This is a genomic window from Burkholderia sp. AU33423 (genome assembly GCF_002223135.1).
Taxonomy (GTDB): domain Bacteria; phylum Pseudomonadota; class Gammaproteobacteria; order Burkholderiales; family Burkholderiaceae; genus Burkholderia; species Burkholderia lata_D.
Genome location: NZ_NKFH01000007.1, coordinates 1,558,329 through 1,573,080, shown reverse-complemented (window position 1 = coordinate 1,573,080; position 14,752 = coordinate 1,558,329). Strand labels below are relative to the sequence as shown.

Annotated in this window: 13 protein-coding genes and 1 pseudogene; 6 read left to right on the top strand and 8 right to left on the bottom strand. The window is 66.1% G+C overall.

The window, feature by feature from the left end:
- Positions 1-138: 138 nt before the first annotated feature.
- Together CFB50_RS25615 and CFB50_RS25610 are read right to left on the bottom strand one after the other, a co-directional pair.
- Positions 139-1,341 (bottom strand): amino acid aminotransferase, encoded by a 1,203-nt coding sequence (locus CFB50_RS25615; protein ID WP_089447608.1) that lies wholly within the window; start codon positions 1,339-1,341, stop codon positions 139-141.
- Between the two features lie 45 nt (positions 1,342-1,386).
- Positions 1,387-2,772 (bottom strand): amino acid permease, encoded by a 1,386-nt coding sequence (locus tag CFB50_RS25610; RefSeq protein WP_089447607.1) that lies wholly within the window; start codon positions 2,770-2,772, stop codon positions 1,387-1,389.
- Between the two features lie 319 nt (positions 2,773-3,091).
- Here CFB50_RS25610 and CFB50_RS25605 point away from each other — a divergent pair, with 319 nt between their 5' ends.
- The 3 genes from CFB50_RS25605 (at position 3,092) to CFB50_RS25595 (ending at position 4,779) form a co-directional block, all read left to right on the top strand.
- Entirely contained in the window at positions 3,092-3,565 is a 474-nt protein-coding gene (locus CFB50_RS25605) for an Lrp/AsnC family transcriptional regulator (protein WP_089447606.1), read from the top strand.
- Positions 3,566-3,814: 249 nt separating this feature from the next.
- Positions 3,815-4,447 (top strand): type VI secretion system amidase effector protein Tae4, encoded by a 633-nt coding sequence (locus tag CFB50_RS25600; RefSeq protein WP_089447605.1) that lies wholly within the window; start codon positions 3,815-3,817, stop codon positions 4,445-4,447.
- Complete coding sequence (locus CFB50_RS25595; protein WP_089447604.1) at positions 4,444-4,779, top strand: hypothetical protein; 336 nt, start codon at positions 4,444-4,446, stop codon at positions 4,777-4,779. Before CFB50_RS25600 ends, CFB50_RS25595 begins: the two co-directional genes overlap by 4 nt.
- Before the next feature lie 98 nt (positions 4,780-4,877).
- On the opposite strand, the gene CFB50_RS25590 is transcribed toward CFB50_RS25595, so the two are convergent.
- Entirely contained in the window at positions 4,878-5,789 is a 912-nt protein-coding gene (locus CFB50_RS25590) for an EamA family transporter (RefSeq protein WP_089447603.1), read from the bottom strand.
- A gap of 348 nt (positions 5,790-6,137) precedes the next feature.
- On the opposite strand from CFB50_RS25590, the gene CFB50_RS25585 reads away from it, so the two are divergent.
- Positions 6,138-7,811: a phospholipase C gene (locus CFB50_RS25585; protein WP_089447602.1), complete on the top strand. Its 1,674-nt coding sequence runs from the start codon at positions 6,138-6,140 to the stop codon at positions 7,809-7,811.
- Between the two features lie 94 nt (positions 7,812-7,905).
- Entirely contained in the window at positions 7,906-9,327 is a 1,422-nt protein-coding gene (locus CFB50_RS25580; RefSeq protein ID WP_089447601.1) for a cytochrome-c peroxidase, read from the top strand.
- 29 nt (positions 9,328-9,356) lie between these two features.
- On the opposite strand, the gene CFB50_RS25575 is transcribed toward CFB50_RS25580, so the two are convergent.
- The 5 genes and pseudogenes from CFB50_RS25575 to CFB50_RS25555 all read right to left on the bottom strand — a co-directional run bounded on the left by CFB50_RS25575 (position 9,357) and on the right by CFB50_RS25555 (position 13,748).
- On the bottom strand, positions 9,357-10,088 hold the full coding sequence (locus CFB50_RS25575; RefSeq protein ID WP_089447600.1) for a class I SAM-dependent methyltransferase: 732 nt from the start codon (positions 10,086-10,088) through the stop codon (positions 9,357-9,359).
- A 79-nt stretch (positions 10,089-10,167) separates the two neighbouring features.
- Positions 10,168-11,478: an NAD(P)/FAD-dependent oxidoreductase gene (locus CFB50_RS25570; protein ID WP_089447599.1), complete on the bottom strand. Its 1,311-nt coding sequence runs from the start codon at positions 11,476-11,478 to the stop codon at positions 10,168-10,170.
- Positions 11,475-12,230 (bottom strand): amino acid ABC transporter ATP-binding protein, encoded by a 756-nt coding sequence (locus CFB50_RS25565; RefSeq protein WP_089447598.1) that lies wholly within the window; start codon positions 12,228-12,230, stop codon positions 11,475-11,477. The genes CFB50_RS25570 and CFB50_RS25565 overlap by 4 nt, the downstream gene beginning before the upstream one ends.
- Positions 12,227-12,883 (bottom strand): amino acid ABC transporter permease, encoded by a 657-nt coding sequence (locus tag CFB50_RS25560; protein ID WP_046547751.1) that lies wholly within the window; start codon positions 12,881-12,883, stop codon positions 12,227-12,229. The genes CFB50_RS25565 and CFB50_RS25560 overlap by 4 nt, the downstream gene beginning before the upstream one ends.
- 88 nt (positions 12,884-12,971) lie before the next feature.
- A pseudogene (locus tag CFB50_RS25555) lies at positions 12,972-13,748 on the bottom strand (ABC transporter substrate-binding protein).
- A 161-nt stretch (positions 13,749-13,909) separates the two neighbouring features.
- On the opposite strand from CFB50_RS25555, the gene CFB50_RS25550 reads away from it, so the two are divergent.
- Positions 13,910-14,701 (top strand): IclR family transcriptional regulator, encoded by a 792-nt coding sequence (locus CFB50_RS25550; protein WP_069251518.1) that lies wholly within the window; start codon positions 13,910-13,912, stop codon positions 14,699-14,701.
- Positions 14,702-14,752: the final 51 nt, after the last annotated feature.

Below are 14,752 nucleotides of genomic sequence, written 5' to 3'. Positions count from 1 at the left end.
TCCTTCCGAATGGCGTTGGATGCCGTGATCGTACCGCCGCGCCTGCCCCGCGTCAGCCGGTGGCGCACATTGCGGCCGCCCAACAAAAAACCGGCTGCTCCCTTGCGGAGACAGCCGGTTCGGCCAGCCGCGCCGCGCTCAGACGCCGCTCTTCAGCACCTTGCCGATGGCATCCGCGACGATGGCGACGTTCGAGTCGTTCAGGCCCGCGACGCACATCCGGCCCGAACGCAGCACGTACACGCCGTGCACTTCGCGCAGCGCGTCGACCTGCGATTCGGTCAGGCCCGTGTACGTGAACATCCCGCGCTGCTTCACGTAGCGCGTGAGTGCTTCGCCGCTGACGTGGTCGCGCAGGCCGTCATGGATCGACTGGCGCATCCGCGCGATGCGGCGGCACATCGCCGCCAGTTCCTCTTCCCACTGCTTGCGCAGCGCAGGCGTGCCGAGCACGGTTGCCACGACCTTCGCGCCGTAGGTTTGCGGGTTGCTGTAGTTCGAGCGCACGGCGCCGGCCAGCTGGCCGAGCACGCGGTCGGCCGCGGCGGCATCCTCGCAGACGACGCTCAGGCCGCCCACGCGCTCGCCGTACAGCGAGAAGTTCTTCGAGAACGAGTTCGCGACCAGCGCCGGCACGCCGCGGCGGGCCAGCTCGCGCACCGCGAACGCGTCCGCGTCGAGGCCCGCGCCGAAGCCCTGGTACGCCATGTCGACGAACGGCAGCAGCCCGCGCGCCTCGATCACGTCGATCAGCTTCTCCCACTGGCCTTCGTCGAGGTCGACACCGGTCGGGTTATGGCAGCACGCGTGCAGCAGCACGATGCTGCGCGCCGGCAGCGCGTCGATCGCCGCGAGCATCGCGTCGAACTTCAGGCCGCCCGTCGCCTCGTCGTAGTACGGGTATGAGTTCACCGTGAAGCCGGCGCGCTCGAAGATGAAGCGATGGTTTTCCCAGCTCGGATCGCTGAGCCACACCTGCGAATCCGGGAAATAGCGCTTCAGGAAATCGGCGCCCACCTTCAGTGCGCCGGAGCCGCCGAGCGTCTGCAGCGTCGCGATGCGGCCGGCCGCGCGGGCCGGGTGATCGGCGCCGAACACGAGCGCCTGCACTGCATCGCGATACGCGGGCAGGCCGACCATCGGCAGGTACGGCTTCGCGCCGCTGTCGCGCTGCAGCGCGGTTTCGGCTTCGCGTACGGCACCCATCACCGGAATCCGGCCTTCGGCGTCGAAGTAGATGCCGATGCTCAGGTTGACCTTCTGGTCGCGCGGATCTTTCTGGAAGTTCTCGTTGAGCGTCAGGATCGGGTCGCCCGGGTACGCGTCGATGTGTTCGAACATGGCTTGAGTCGGTCTCGTTTGGAAGAATGATGGTGGTGGCCTGCGTCAGCGTGCGGATGCGCCGTCGTGCACCGCATAGCCTGCATTCTTCTGACGGAAGCGATACCCGACCGCGAGCACCGCGAGCCATACCGGGATCAGGTACACCGACAGGCGGAGATCCGGTGTCAGGTACATCACGACGAGAATGCCGGCCATGAAAGCCAGGCACAGGTAATTCGTGAAAGGATAGCCCAGACTGCGGAAGGAAGTCTCCTCCCCGGCTGCACGCTTGGCCTGGCGGAACTTCAGGTGGATCAGCGTGATCATCGCCCAGTTGATGATCAGCGCCGACACGACGAGGCCCATCAGCACCTCGAACGCCTTGCCCGGCATGAAGTAGTTGACCAGCACGCACACGCCGGTCGCGAGCGCCGACGCGCCGAGCGCGGCGAGCGGAATGCCGCGCTTGTTCACCGAGCACAGCACCTTCGGCGCGTTGCCCTGCTTCGCGAGGCCGAACAGCATCCGGCTGTTGCTGTACACGCCGCTGTTGTAGACCGACAGCGCCGCCGTCAGCACGACCACGTTCAGCACGTTGGCCACCAGGTTGCTGCTCAGCGCGTGGAAGATCAGCACGAACGGGCTGCCGCCGGTGACGACCTTTTCCCACGGATACAGCGACAGCAGCACGGCGAGCGCGCCAATGTAGAAAATCAGGATGCGGTAGATCACCTGGTTGGTCGCGCGCGGAATGCTGCGCTTCGGATCGTCGGCCTCGGCCGCGGTGATGCCGATCAGCTCCAGCCCGCCGAACGAGAACATGATCGCGGCCATCGACATCACGAGGCCCGACACGCCGTTCGGAAAGAAGCCGCCGTGCTGCCACAGGTTCCGGACACTCGCCTCCGGCCCCGCATGGCCGCTCGCGAGCAGCCAGCCGCCGAAGCCGATCATCCCGACGATCGCGGCGACCTTGATGATCGAGAACCAGAATTCCGTCTCGCCGTAAGACTTCACGCTTGCGAGGTTCAGCAGGTTGATCGCGACGAAGAAGACCAACGCTGACACCCAGGTCGGCACGACCGGCCACCAGTACTGCACGTAGATCCCGACGGCCGACAGCTCGGCCATGCTGACGAGGATGTACAGCACCCAGTAGTTCCAGCCCGACAGGAAGCCGGTGAAGTGGCCGACATACTTGTTGGCGAAGTAGCTGAACGAGCCGGCGACGGGCTCGTCGACAACCATCTCGCCGAGCTGGCGCATGATGAAGAACGCGACGATGCCGGCCACCGCGTAGCCGAGCAGCACGGACGGGCCTGCCATCTTGATCGTCTGCGCGATGCCGAGGAACAGCCCCGTGCCGAGCGCGCCGCCGAGCGCAATCAGCTGGATGTGCCGGTTCTTCAGCCCGCGCTTCAGGCCGTCGCTCTCGTTTCCAGAAACCATGTCTTCTCCACTTTGTCCGCCCCCGCCTATAGCGGGGTGCGGCGCGCCTCGGTGTGCCGGGCGCTGTTTTACTGTGCCGGGGCCGTTCGTGGAGCCGCCGGGTTGGGGACTGCAATCTTCGCGTGGCGGCGCCCGATTCGCGTCGGCGTGCCCGCCAGACCGGCCGCCGACCGTCGCCGCGCCCGCAGTGTTGCGTTCGCACACGAAAATCCGGCGTCAGTTTAGCGTCGCGACGGCGAAATCGGGTTTCGTAACCCGTTCATGCAAACCCTACATTATGAGATAAGATTGCATCCAGGAGACGAATGAGGAAACAAAAATGCATGAACCGATTCTGGATCGCCTCGATCGCCACTTGCTCGCGATCCTGCAGGAGAACGGCCGCGCGTCGAACCTCGATCTGGCGAAGGCCGTCGGCCTGTCGCCCGCGCAGACGCTGCGCCGCCACCGGCGACTGGAGGAAATCGGCGCGATCCGCCGCTACGAAACCCGGCTGTGCCCCGACACGCTCGGTTTCGGCGTGACCGCTTTCGTGCACGTGACGATGGAGCGCGGGCATATCCGCGACCTGTCGAAGTTCCAGAAGCTCGTGTCGGATCTTGCGCAGATCCAGGAGTGCTTCTCGGTGACGGGCGACATCGACTACGTGTTGAAGGTCGTCGCGCACGATCTGAAAGGCTTGTCGCGGTTCCTGCTCGAGACGCTGATGCGCATTCCCGGCGTGAGCGGCGTGCATTCGAGCGTGTGCCTCGACGAGATCAAGTGCACGAGTGCGATGCCGGTCGAGGCGTAACGCCAGCGCCCGGTTGCGATCAGCAATTGCGTGGAAAACGTGGTCGCTCCGTCCTTGCCCGATATCACGGATTAACAAGACACTCATAATCGGCAAATTTCGCGAAAAATCGTACAAGTCCAATAGGCGACTTGTTTCCTATCGGCGATCGTCTTCGACTCCTTAATGCACCGAGGATCGACGATGCGAAAAACAGTAGCAGCGACAAGAGGCAGCGGTCCGGCCACCATCACGAACGGGGCGTAACCGATGCCGAATCCGCCCACGAAAGTCCGCACCAACAGCACGCCGCTCTCTGAAAAAACAGTACAGCTCAAAGCGCTGACGTTTCAACAGCTTTGGAACGCATACCCAAAGGAAGACCCATACGACGACCCGACTGGCGAATATCAAAATCAATGTGCGATCAGGATGAGCGTAACTTTCCACGCAATCGGCAGCAGCATGAAGTCGTTTTCTCAGAAGGTATTGAAACCTATGCCTGGAAAACAGACGCTCGGACGCCTGGTCCTTAATGGCAAGGCAACTGCGACGCGCGCCTATGAGCTGGCTGAATGGTTAAAGCTTCGCCCATTCCTAGGCGTGGGAAAGCCGGAAAATATCACCGGCCCGGATTGGCAGAACAAGATAAAGGGCCGCACCGGCATCATTTACTTCTTCGGCTACTGGCGACAGGAAGGAGATTCTGCTGGAGCGTTGAGCGGCGGACATATCGACCTCTGGAACAACGACACCCTGACTCCCTCTGCCGTGTCGTTCTGGCGGTTTCGCATAGGCGTACCGAGCATGATCAACCCGCTCGATTATCTTCGGGGGCGACGAGGGAATTGGTATTCAGACCTGGCAGATTCGAAAGAAATTCTTTTCTGGGAAGTTGAATGAAACGACTGGCGGTCGCCATTCTGGGACTCACATGGGGCTTGCTCGTCACCTGGGCATCCCTTTATACGTTCAGCCATATTCATTGGCCCGCTACACCGTCACATTCGACTGGCTGTAACGACATGGAACACTGCGCATCTCACACAATGTTCATCGTGGGTCTGCTTGCCCTGACCCTGTGGCCTTCGTTCGTGTTTGCCACGCTCAACGCCTTTGCTTACCGGCGCTGGTCGTCCCGCACCTGGGTGGTCGCGTTCCTTGCCGCTACGTTATTGGTCGTCCTTTTTCATCTTGCAAGCTACGCGGCACCGGCGCTAGGTTTCTTGCGTTAGGCCGGACTACCGAGGCGGCTTCGGCACCTTATGCCCCGCCTCGATCTCCGTCAACGATCTCCACCGGCGATAGTTCGCTTTGCTACGCCTGTCGCCGCTCACCTCACCGCTTCGAACGCACTGATCAGCAACGCCCCCGCCGCGATCACCCCGCAACCGGCCGCCCGGCGCGGCGTCAGCCGCTCGCCGAGATACACGCGCGCGATCAGCGCCGCGAACACCACGCTCGTTTCGCGCAGCGCCGAGACCGGCCCCATCGGCGCGCGATCCATCGCCCAGATCACGATGCCGTACGCGAGCGCCGCGAACACGCCGCCGCACGCGGCCTTCGCCGTTTCGCCGACCTCCTGCGTCAGCCGCAGCGGCCCCGCCCGCAGCCGGTAGTACGCGGCCATCATCGCGCCCGTCAGCACGAACATCCACGCGGTATAGCCGACCGTGTTGCCGCTTTCCCGCACGCCGATCCCGTCGACCACGCTGTAGGCCGCGATCGACACGCCGGTCGCGAACGCGGTCGGCAGCACCTGCATCATCCGGTGCTTCGCGCCGCGCCCGCGCTCCAGGCCGATCGCCAGAATGCCCGCGCAGATCAGCACGAGCCCGCATTGCGCACCGACATTCAGGTGCTCGCCCGCGAACGCCGCCGCGCCGAGCGTGACGAGCAGCGGCGCGGTGCCGCGCGCGACCGGATACGCGACGGTCAGGTCGCCGTGCTCGTACGCGCGCACCAGCAGCAGCGTATAGACGACGTGCAGCACGGCCGACGCGACGACGCACGCCCAGCTCGCCGCCGAGATCGGCGCCGCGGCCGGCAGGAACGACAGCGCGAACAGCCCGATCGCGATCTGCAGCACCGTGGCCGACCGGAGCCGGTCGCCGCTGCTGCGGACGAGCGCATTCCATGACGCGTGCAGGAACGCCGCACACAGAACGGCAAACAGAACGGGGATCGGCACGATGAATACTCGCTGACGGTCGGCCACGCGAAATCGTCGCCGCAGGGCGTTCATCGTAGGAATATGTCATCCGATTGTCAAAAACGGGCGCCGCACCGCATCGTGCGCCCATCGGTCGATGACGTCCTTTCGCCCGCCCCACGCGGCATCCGCGGCAACCGGCCCGCGCGCTGCGGTATGTGACGCGAAGGGGGCATGCAGTCTGCCCCTTTCCGTTCACTTTCGCATCGCATTCCGCCGTAATGAAATCGATACCGCAGCGCAACCGCGACGAAACCACTCCGTCCCCATATCTTCATACGCGGCTGTTTCAATGCGCGTGCTCGCTCAAGAGCTCTGCGCCGAACCGACACGGCGACGGGGCCGCTCTCCACCATCGAAGACCTTACCTGGAGTTTCCCGATGTTCCGTCAAGCCTTGCTCGTCACCGCCTGCGCAGCCGCGGCGCTGGCGCTGTTCGCCTGCGGCGGCAGCGACGATTCCACGCCGACGCCCGCCGTGTCGTCGCAGGATGCGCTGCAGACCGCCACGCCGATCAAGCACGTCGTCGTGATCTACGGTGAAAACATCTCGTTCGACCACTACTTCGGCACCTACCCGAACGCGACGAACCCGTCGGGCGAACCGGCGTTCACCGCCAAGTCCGGCACGCCGACGCCCAACGGCCTGACGGGCACGCTGCTCACCGCGAACCCGAACTTCACGAACACGGCCAACGGCACCGACGCGGCGAACCCGTTCCGCCTCGACCGCACGCAGGCCGCGACCGCCGACCAGAACCACGCGTACACGGCCGAGCAGCAGGCCGAGGACAACGGCCTCGCCGACCTGTTCCCGAAATACACCGGCAAGGGCTCGTCCGGCGGCGCCGGCGCGTTCGGCACGAAGGGCCAGGTAATGGGCTACTTCGACGGCAACACCGTGACCGCACTGTGGAACTACGCACAGCGCTTCGCGATGAGCGACAACACGTTCACGACGGTCTACGGCCCGTCGACACCGGGCGCGCTGAACGTCGTGTCGGGCCAGACCAACGGGATGCAGATCGTCAAGACGTCGAAGCAGCCGTCGACGCTCGCCGCCAGCTCGTACTACATCAATGACGGCCAGGGCGGCTTCACGATGATCAACGACGTCGACCCGGGCTTCGACGTGTGCTCGAGCACGACCGACCAGGCGATGATGACGGGCAAGAACATCGGCGACCTGCTGAACGCCGCGAAGATCACGTGGGGCGGCTTCATGGGCGGCTTCAACCTGTCGACGACGAACGGCAACGGCACGACGGGCTGCGCGCGCAGCACGGTCGCCACCGCCGTGAACGCCGCGACGGCCGACTACATCCCGCACCACAACTGGTTCCAGTACTACGCGTCGACCGCGAACCCGCAGCACACGCGCCCGAGCTCGGTCGCGGCGATCGGCTCGAGCCTCCAGACGGACGGCAAGACCGCCGAACCCGCGAACCACCAGTACGACACGGACGACTTCTTCGCCGCCGTGAAGGCCGGCAACTTCCCGTCGGTCAGCTACCTGAAGGCCCCGGCCGCGCAGGACGGGCACGCCGGCTATTCGGATCCGCTCGACGAGCAGGCATTCGTGACGAAGGTCGTCAATTTCCTGCAGCAGCAGCCGGACTGGCAGAACACGGCCGTGATCGTCACCTATGACGACTCGGACGGCTGGTACGACCACGTGTACACCGCGCCGACGCGCGCGTCGTCGGACCCGGTCGACCAGGTCAACGGCAATGGCAAGTGCGGCACGGGCGGCACCACCGGCGTGAACGGCACGACCGTGAACGGCCGCTGCGGCCCGGGCGTGCGCATCCCGCTGATCGTGATCTCGCCGTACGCGAAGCAGAACTACGTCGACCACACGATGCTCGACCAGGCGTCCGTCGTGCGCTTCATCGAGGACAACTGGCTCGGCGGCCAGCGCATCGGCGGCGGTTCGTTCGATGCGACGGCGGGCGACCTGCGCGCGCTGTTCGACTTCACGTCGAAGCCGAACACGACGCCGCTGTACCTCGACCCGACGCTCGGCACCGCATTGAGCGCGGCCCCGGCGATCTGATCGGTACGTCGTGACCGCATGGCCGGCGCATCACGCGCCGGCCGTTTCCGTTTAACGCGCCGCTTCGTGCGGCGCCCGATTTCCGACCGACAGCATGACAGCTCGCCCCGCGTTCCCGTCCCCCGACACGACCGACACGCCCGCGCCGCGCTCGCCTTCCCGCCTGCTGCGCCGCGCGGCGTTCGTGATCGGCGCCGCCGTGCTCGGCTATGGCGCGTTCGCGATCGCGTTCCCCGCGCAGGTGCCCGCGGCGATCGGTACCGTCGTCGCCGACTGGACGGGCGCGAACCCGCATCCGGTCGTGCTGCAGCGGCCCGCCGCGCAGCCGCTGTCGGCAGTCGCGCAGCTCGGCCGTGCGCTGTTCGCCGATCCGTCGCTGTCCGCGTCGGGCAAGCAGTCGTGCGCGTCGTGCCACAGCCCCGATCATGCGTACGGTCCGCCGAACGCGCTCGACGTGCAGCCGGGCGGCCTCGCGATGACGCAGCAGGGCTATCGGCCGCCGCCGTCGCTGATGTACCTGTATCGCCAGCCGAACTTCAGCATCGGCCCCGATGCCGGTGAAAACGACGCCGCGCCGACCGTCGCGCAGCAGGCCGCGTCGGCGGCCGGCGTCGTCAAGGCGCAGAAGGTGGCCGGCACGTCGGCCGCGCCGCAGCTCGTGCCGCAGGGCGGGATGTTCTGGGACGGCCGCGCCGATACGCTGCAGCAGCAGGCGTTCGGCCCGCTGCTGAATCCGGTCGAGATGGCGAACGCGAGCGTCGACGACGTCGCGCGCAAGCTCAAGCAGTCGTCGCACCGCGCGCAGCTCGAGCAACTGTTCGGCGCGCGCGTGTTCGATAGCCCGCAGCTCGCGGTGTCGGAGGCGATGTTCGCGATCGCGCGCTACCAGGTGGAAGATCCGTCGTTCCATCCGTACAACAGCAAGTACGACCGCTGGCTCGAAGGCCGTGCGCGGCTCACGCAGGCCGAACTGCGCGGACTGCGCCTGTTCAACGATCCGGACAAGGCGAATTGCGCGGGCTGCCACCTGTCGAAACCCGGCAAGGACGGGCTGCCGCCGATGTTTACCGATTACCAGTACGAGGCGCTCGGCGCGCCGCGCAACAAGGAGCTGGCGCAGAACCGCAACCCGGCGTTCTACGATCTCGGCGTGTGCGGGCCGTTCCGCGACGACCTGAAGGACCAGACGCAGTATTGCGCGATGTTCCTGACGCCGACGCTGCGCAACGCGGCGACGCGCCACGTGTTCTTCCACAACGGCGTGTTCCACACGCTCGACCAGGTGATGGCGTTCTACAACGAGCGCAGCATCTCGCCGCAGAAGTTCTATTCGCGCGGCGCGGACGGCAAGGTCGACGAGTACGACGACATTCCGCCGAAATATCGCGCGAACGTCGATGTGACCGATGCGCCGTTCGATCGCAAGCCAGGCGACAAGCCCGCGATGACGGCGCAGGACATCAAGGATATCGAAGCGTTCCTCGGTACGCTGAACGACGAGCCGGTGCAGCACTGAGTGCGGGATGACCGCCGCGCTGCGTCGTATCAGTGGCGCGCGCGGATGCAGAGGAAGGCCGGGGCCAGCGACAGCTCCGCATGAAGCCGCTCCGACGCGGCCTTCATCTCGGGTAGCGGCTTCGGCTCGACGAACCGGTCGAGCCGCCAGCCGCTGTCGGCCACGGCGTTCAGGATGTCGGCGAGCGGCCGCCGCCACGCTTCGACATAGGGTTTCGGTTCGCCGAAACCCGACCAGTGAACGCCGAAGCGGGACGTATCGAAATAGGTGCCCTCGCCGCGCGTGCGTTCGTCCATCCAGTCGCGCATCGGATGCGCCATCGAAAACACGAGCGTGGCGCCCGGCCGCGCGACGCGCCGGAATTCGCGCAGCGTCGGCGCAAGATCGCGCACGTAGTCGAATGCGAGCGAACAGACGACCTTGTCGAACGCTTCGTCGGGCAACCAGGCGAGCGGCCCCTCCAGATCGCCCTCCACGATGTCGACCGGGAGGCCCGCGCAACGCGTTCTCGCCAGCGCGACCATCTCCGGCGTGACGTCGAACGCATGCACCGTCGCGCCCTGGCGTGCGAGGTGCGCGCTGCCGATGCCGGGCCCGCAGCCGGCATCGAGCACCGTCAGGCCGTCGACGTCGCCGAGCAGCGCCATCGTTGCCGGACGTTCGTAGAGCGCGTTGTGCGCCTTCGTCGGCGCGATGTCGGCGTAGCGTTGCGCGAAGCTCGCGTATGCCTGGCGCCCGGGTGGTTCGTTCGGATCGGTCATGCAGCCTCCGTCGATAGAAACTGGGGGAGCCGATTCTGCCTGATCCGCCGGCGGATGGCGACCCGGCGTCTCGCCTGCGTCACGACAGGCTGTCGAGCAGCCGATACCAGGCCACGCCGGCCGCGATATAGAAGCGCTGCAGCCCGTGAAACGGAATGGGCCGGATCGGCGTGCGCCGGAACGGCAGCGGCAGTTGCGCATCGCCCGACAGGTGCGCGGCCAGATGCTTGCCGAGCGTCGTCGCCATCGCGATGCCGCGCCCGTTGTAGCCGAGCGCGATCGTCACGCCCGGCGCGGGCTCGTGCACGTGCGGCATGAAATCCGCGGTGATCGCGACGCGCCCGGCCCAGCGGTACTCGAACCGGACACCCTTCAGTTGCGGATACAGCAGCGTCGTCGCACGCTCGAGATGGCGCCAGTCGCTCGTCGCACGCGGTCCCGCGAACGGGCCGCGGCCGCCCATCAGCAGGCGTCCCGCAGCATCTCGCCGGAAGTACAGCAGCAGGCGCCGTGCATCCGATGCGACCTCGCCGCCGGCGAGGATGTCGCGACCGAGTTCCGGCGCGAGCGGTTGCGTCGCGACGATGAAGCTGTTCGCGGCGATCACCGACTGGCGCAAGCCGGGCCACAGCCCGTCCGTGTACCCGTTGGTCGCGATCACGACGCGGTCCGCCGATACCGTCGCGCCGCCGGCCGTCGCGACCTGCCAGCGGCCGTCGGCACGCGTCAGCCCGACGGCGCGCGTCAGCCCGTGCACGACCGCCCCGCTCGCCTGCGCCGCGCGCACGAGGCCGCGCGTATAGCTGAGCGGCTGCACGCTGCCCGCGCGGCGATCGATCCAGCCGCCCGCGTACGCATGCGTGCCGAGCCGGCGCGCGACCTCTTCGCGACCGAGCAGTTCGACCGGTGCGCCGCGCGCGGCCCACTGCTGCGCACGCCGGGCGACCGTGTCGAGCATCGCGGCAGTCGGCGCCGGCTGGATCCAGCCGTGGCGTCGCGCATCGCAGTCGATCGCGTGCCGCGCGATCAGGTCGAATACCGTGTCGGCCGCACCGCCGACTACGGCGGCAAGCTGCTCGCCGGCTTCGTCGCCGAACCGGCGGATCAATTCGTCGGGGTCGTATTTCAGGCCGGGGATCACTTGCCCGCCGTTGCGGCCGGACGCGCCCCAGCCCGGCTGCGCGCCGTCGATCACGCGCACGTTCACGCCGCGTTCGGCCAGATGAAGCGCGGTCGACAGGCCGGTAAAACCGGCACCGACGATCGCCACGTCGCACGACACGGATGCGTCGAGCGCGGGTGTATCGGGTGCCGGTGCGGCGGTCGCCGCCCACAGCGAATCCGGCCACTGGGAGTCGGGCCATCCGGGTGCCGCGTTCCTTGCACTCATGTTCGATCCGGGTTGGCGGCGTCGTCCGACGCCAGCAGTCGACGCAGGAATTCCTGCGTGCGGGGATGTTTCGGCTGCGTGAGCACGTCGCGTGCGGATCCGCTTTCGCAGATGGTGCCGTCGTGCAGGAAACACACGCGATCGGCCACCTCGCGCGCGAATGCCATTTCGTGCGTGACGACGACCATGGTCATGCCGTCGCGCGCGAGCCCGCGCATCACGCCGAGCACTTCGCCGACGAGTTCGGGGTCGAGCGCCGACGTCGGTTCGTCGAACAGGATCGCCTGCGGCTCCATCGCGAGCGCGCGTGCGATCGCGACGCGCTGCTGCTGCCCGCCCGACAGCTCGGACGGATACGCATTCATCCGGTGCGCGAGCCCGACCTTGTCGAGCAGCGCGCGGGCCTGCTCGCGCGCTTGCGCGGCCGGCGTGCGCCGCACGTGGACGGGCCCTTCCATCACGTTCTCGAGCGCCGTGCGATGCGAGAACAGGTTGAAGCGCTGGAACACCATGCCGACGCGCATCCGCAGCTCGTGGATTCGTTTCGAATGCGCATCGACCTTCATGCCGTCGATCGTGATCGACCCTTCGTCGTAAGTCTCGAAGCCGTTGATACAGCGCAGCACGGTCGATTTGCCCGAGCCGGACGGGCCGATCAGGCACACGACCTCACCTTGCCGCACGTCGAGGCTGACGCCCTTCAGCACGGCGTGTTGCTGAAAGCGCTTGTGTATCGCATCGATCCGGATCATGCGCTTCTCCTCAGCGAGAGTCGCTTGCCGAGCCGGTTCACGCCGAACATCAACGGCAGGCCGAGCGCGAGATACAGCAACGCGACGAGCGTATAGACGCTCATGTTCTGGAACGTCGACGACGCGATCAGCTGGCCGGCGCGCGTGATCTCCGCGACCGTGATCGTCGACGCGACCGATGAATCCTTCAGCAGCATCACCAGCGTGTTGCCGTAAGGCGGCAGCGCGATGCGGAACGCCTGCGGCAGCACCACGCGCCGCATGATCATCGGCCCGCGCATGCCGATCGCGTGCGCGGCTTCGATCTGTCCACGGTCGATCGCCTCGATGCCGGCGCGGAAGTTTTCCGCCTGGTAGGCCGAATACGCGATGCCGAGACCGAGCACGCCGGCCTGGAATGCCGACAGCTGGATGCCGAGATCGGGCAACACGAAGTACATGTAGAACAGCTGCACGATGATCGGCAGGCCGCGAATCACGTTGACGACCGTGCTCCCAACCGTCGACACGGCACGGTTGGGCGACACCTTCAGCAACGCGAGGATCAGCCCGAGCACCGAGCTGAGCACGAACGCGCATGCCGTGATCTCGATCGTGACCACCGCCCCCTTCAGCAGGATCGGCAGGAAATCGATCGCGTTCTGAAAAAACATGAGGTCTCCTATGCGACGGCCCGGCGGCACGTCGCAGTGGGTGCCCGCGATGCGCGGGCGATACCGCTCGGGAATCCCGGGCGCGCGCTCAGCTCATGTGCCACTTCTGCAGGATCTGCTGCAGCGTGCCGTCGCCCTTCATTTTCCGGATCGCGCCGTTGAGCTGTTCGAGCGTCGCCGTGTCGCCCTTGCGTACGATGAAGCAGACCTGCCCCTTCACGACGCTCTGGTATTCGGGCACGAGCCGGACCTGGCGGTTGACGCCGTGTTCGATCTGATACGCGACGATCGGCTGATCGGCGAAGCCGGCCTTGATGCGGCCGAGCGCGACATCGCGCATGATGTCGGCGATCGAATCGTAGGTCCGGACTTCCTTGAAGATGCCCTTCTTGTTGAGCGCGTCGACGAACGCCGTACCGACCTGCGCGCCGACCACCTGCCCCTTGAAGTCGTCCATCGACGTATAGCGGCCCGGGTCGTCGGCCTTCACGATCAGGCCTTCACCGAATCAGTAGACGGTGTCGGAGAAATCGACGACCTGCTGGCGCGCCGGCGTTTTCAGCATCGCGGCCGAGATGATGTCGATCTTCTGCGTGGTGAGCGACGGGATCAGCGCCGAGAACACGGTCTGCTGCACGTCGACGCGAAACCCGGCCGACTTCCCGGCCGCGGTGATCGCATCGACCATCATCCCCTGGATCGAATTGCTCTTGACGTCGAGAAACGTGAACGGCACGCCGGTGGCCGTCGCGCCGACCTTCAGCGTGGGCTCGGCCGCGACGGCGCCGGCCGATGCCGTCGCGAGCGCGATGCAGGTGGCGAAACCGGCGGCCAGTGCGCCGAACCGCTTGATGAACGAAACCATGGTGTCTCCTTCTCGAATACTTCGGTGCGCCGGCCGGTCGCGGATCGACACTGCGACGATGAGTTGATCTTAAAACGAATCAAAAATATCGTAAAAAGATTTTTGAGTATCGATATTCGATACTATATGATGAGATATCGAATCGATTCGGTCCCTTGCCCATGGAAACGTCGCCCGATCAGTCAACCGACCTGCTGTTCAACCAGTCGCTGGAGAAAGGGCTGAACGTGTTGCGCGCGTTCAGCGCGAAGCGGCGCACGATGACGCTGGCGGAAGTGGCGGACGCGGCCGGAATGACGAAAAGCTCGGCGCAGCGGATGGTCTACACGCTCGAGAAGCTCGGTTACATCCGCAAGCATCCGGTTACGCGGCGCTACCAGCTCACGCCGCACGTGATGCGGATCGGCTTCAACTATCTCGCGGCCGATACGCTGATCGACGTGGCGAATCCGTTCCTGTCCGAACTCACGAACCTGACCGGCGAAACCACCAACCTCACCGAGCCGGACGAGGACGAAATGGTGTACGTCGCGCGTTTCGTGTCCACGAAGTTCGTGCCGATCCACATGCCGATCGGCAGCCGCATCCCGATGTACTGCACCGGCAGCGGCCGCGCGTTCCTGAGCGCGTTGCCGCCCGGCGACGCACGCGCGCGGCTCGACGGCATGGCGCGCACGCCACATACGCCGCGCACGGTCACGGCGCTCGACGAACTCGTCGCACTGCTCGACAGCGCGCGGCGCGAAGGCTATGCCACCAACCAGGAGGAGCTGTTCATCGGCGACATGTCGATTGCCGCGCCCGTGCTCGGTAGCCAGGGGCAGCCGGTGGCCGCCGTGCACGTGGTGGCGCCGACGAGCCGCTGGACGTTCGACGACGCGCGCCGCAAGCTCGCGCCGGCCGTGATCGACTGCGCCCGCGGCATCAGCAATTCGATCCGGACGCTCGAGTAGCACGCGCCACATGGCAGGCGCCGCGCCGTCGCAGCAGGTCAGGTTGCACGA

What these genes read in the sequence shown, in the direction of transcription:
- CFB50_RS25615 (WP_089447608.1), bottom strand. Translation starts at nt 1,341, where the DNA reads ATGTTCGAACACATCGACGCGTACCCGGGCGACCCGATCCTGACGCTC.
- CFB50_RS25610 (WP_089447607.1), bottom strand. Translation starts at nt 2,772, where the DNA reads ATGGTTTCTGGAAACGAGAGCGACGGCCTGAAGCGCGGGCTGAAGAAC.
- CFB50_RS25605 (WP_089447606.1), top strand. Translation starts at nt 3,092, where the DNA reads ATGCATGAACCGATTCTGGATCGCCTCGATCGCCACTTGCTCGCGATC.
- CFB50_RS25600 (WP_089447605.1), top strand. Translation starts at nt 3,815, where the DNA reads ATGCCGAATCCGCCCACGAAAGTCCGCACCAACAGCACGCCGCTCTCT.
- CFB50_RS25595 (WP_089447604.1), top strand. Translation starts at nt 4,444, where the DNA reads ATGAAACGACTGGCGGTCGCCATTCTGGGACTCACATGGGGCTTGCTC.
- CFB50_RS25590 (WP_089447603.1), bottom strand. Translation starts at nt 5,789, where the DNA reads ATGAACGCCCTGCGGCGACGATTTCGCGTGGCCGACCGTCAGCGAGTA.
- CFB50_RS25585 (WP_089447602.1), top strand. Translation starts at nt 6,138, where the DNA reads ATGTTCCGTCAAGCCTTGCTCGTCACCGCCTGCGCAGCCGCGGCGCTG.
- CFB50_RS25580 (WP_089447601.1), top strand. Translation starts at nt 7,906, where the DNA reads ATGACAGCTCGCCCCGCGTTCCCGTCCCCCGACACGACCGACACGCCC.
- CFB50_RS25575 (WP_089447600.1), bottom strand. Translation starts at nt 10,088, where the DNA reads ATGACCGATCCGAACGAACCACCCGGGCGCCAGGCATACGCGAGCTTC.
- CFB50_RS25570 (WP_089447599.1), bottom strand. Translation starts at nt 11,478, where the DNA reads ATGAGTGCAAGGAACGCGGCACCCGGATGGCCCGACTCCCAGTGGCCG.
- CFB50_RS25565 (WP_089447598.1), bottom strand. Translation starts at nt 12,230, where the DNA reads ATGATCCGGATCGATGCGATACACAAGCGCTTTCAGCAACACGCCGTG.
- CFB50_RS25560 (WP_046547751.1), bottom strand. Translation starts at nt 12,883, where the DNA reads ATGTTTTTTCAGAACGCGATCGATTTCCTGCCGATCCTGCTGAAGGGG.
- CFB50_RS25550 (WP_069251518.1), top strand. Translation starts at nt 13,910, where the DNA reads ATGGAAACGTCGCCCGATCAGTCAACCGACCTGCTGTTCAACCAGTCG.